This window comes from Methylobacterium frigidaeris (genome assembly GCF_022179185.1).
Lineage (GTDB): Bacteria > Pseudomonadota > Alphaproteobacteria > Rhizobiales > Beijerinckiaceae > Methylobacterium > Methylobacterium frigidaeris.
This window is the reverse complement of record NZ_BPQJ01000118.1, coordinates 1-1371: the sequence shown is the minus strand read 5'-3', so window position 1 is coordinate 1371 and position 1371 is coordinate 1. Positions and strand designations below refer to the sequence as shown.

The 1371-nt window shown below is 68.9% G+C and carries 2 protein-coding genes; one reads left to right on the top strand and one right to left on the bottom strand.

The annotated features are described in order from the left end of the window. Positions 1-88 precede the first annotated feature (88 nt). On the top strand, positions 89-976 hold the full coding sequence (locus tag MFF64_RS36470; RefSeq protein ID WP_238193899.1) for a LysR family transcriptional regulator: 888 nt from the start codon (positions 89-91) through the stop codon (positions 974-976). 86 nt (positions 977-1062) lie between these two features. Here MFF64_RS36470 and MFF64_RS36465 read toward each other — a convergent pair. Beyond that, on the bottom strand, positions 1063-1371 hold a 309-nt coding region (locus tag MFF64_RS36465; protein WP_238193898.1), incomplete at its 5' end, for a c-type cytochrome.

Below are 1371 nucleotides of genomic sequence, written 5' to 3'. Positions count from 1 at the left end.
CTGGCGTCTCCGCCGCTCGGCAACGATCCTCCGGCCAGGGGCATGACCGGGGCGTGACCAACACGATCCCTCACCGCGGAACACGCCTGTGACCCTCGATCAATTGCGCATCTTCGTGGCAGTCGCCGAGCGCCAGCACGTCACACGTGCCGCCGAGGTCCTCAACATCGCCCAATCTGCCGTCAGCGCTGCCGTCTCCGGATTGGAAGGGAGGCACGCGGTCAAGCTGTTCCACCGGGTGGGCCGTGGCATCGAGCTGACCGACGCAGGTCGTGTCTTCCTCGGTGAGGCCCGGGCGGTGCTTGCCCGCGCGGAAGCGGCCGAGCGGGTGCTCGCCGACCTCAGCGGCTTGCGGCGCGGGATCCTGCGCGTCCATGCAAGCCAAACGATCGCCAGTCACTGGCTGCCCCGTTATCTCGTCGCGTTCCGGGCCGCTTATCCGGCGGTCACGGTTCGACTCGCGGTGGGCAATACCGCTGACGTGGCACGGGCGGTCAATGAGGGAGCGGCCGAACTCGGCTTCGTTGAAGGTCAGGTCGACGATCCGGCTCTGGCCAGCGCGGCGGTGGCGCATGATCGCCTCGTTCTCGTCGTGCCGCCGGGCCATCCGTTCGCCACCACTGATGCACTCGTGGCCGTCGATCTCGCGGCTCACCCGTGGGTGCTGCGCGAGCAGGGATCCGGCACACGCTCCGTATTCGAGGCCGCGCTCGCGGCGGCCGGTGTTCCGCCTGGGGACCTCATGGTCGCGCTGGAGCTGCCCTCGAACGAGGCCGTCCTCGCCGCGATCGAAGCCGGAGCCGGGGCGAGCGTCCTGTCGGAGACCGTCGTCGCAGGAAAGCTCGCCGCCGGCGTGCTCGTCGCGGCCTCGTTCCCGCTGCCCACACGAACCTTCTGGATGCTGCGCCACAAGGAGCGCTACCAAAGCCGGGCCGCGGACGCCCTGCTCGACCTGATCCGGGAGGATAAGCCGTGAGCAGCGTTCCCCCGACAACCCGCGCGGGCGGCTTGCAGGACATCGTACGCGCGGCAGGCACAAGACCGGCCGGGCGAGCGACGCCGTCAGGGCTGCGGGTTCATCGCGCTGAGGTAGTCGACGATGGCCTGCACATCGGCCGGATCGACCGGTGCCTTGTAGGTATGGACCATCTTGTTGACGGTCTCGGTCCACTGCGCCTTCGACAGCTTAGGTTGGGTTAGCACCATCCCGGCCGAGTGGCAGGCGAGGCAGTTGTCGTTGACCACCTCCGCTCCAGGGCCGGCCGGGAAGACTCGCTCGGAGCCTGGCAGTTCGGCCTGCTGCGAGGTGAAGCGCATCGGCTCGGATGTCTGATCGGCGAGCGCCGCGGTGGGGACAAAGGCGAGCGGTGC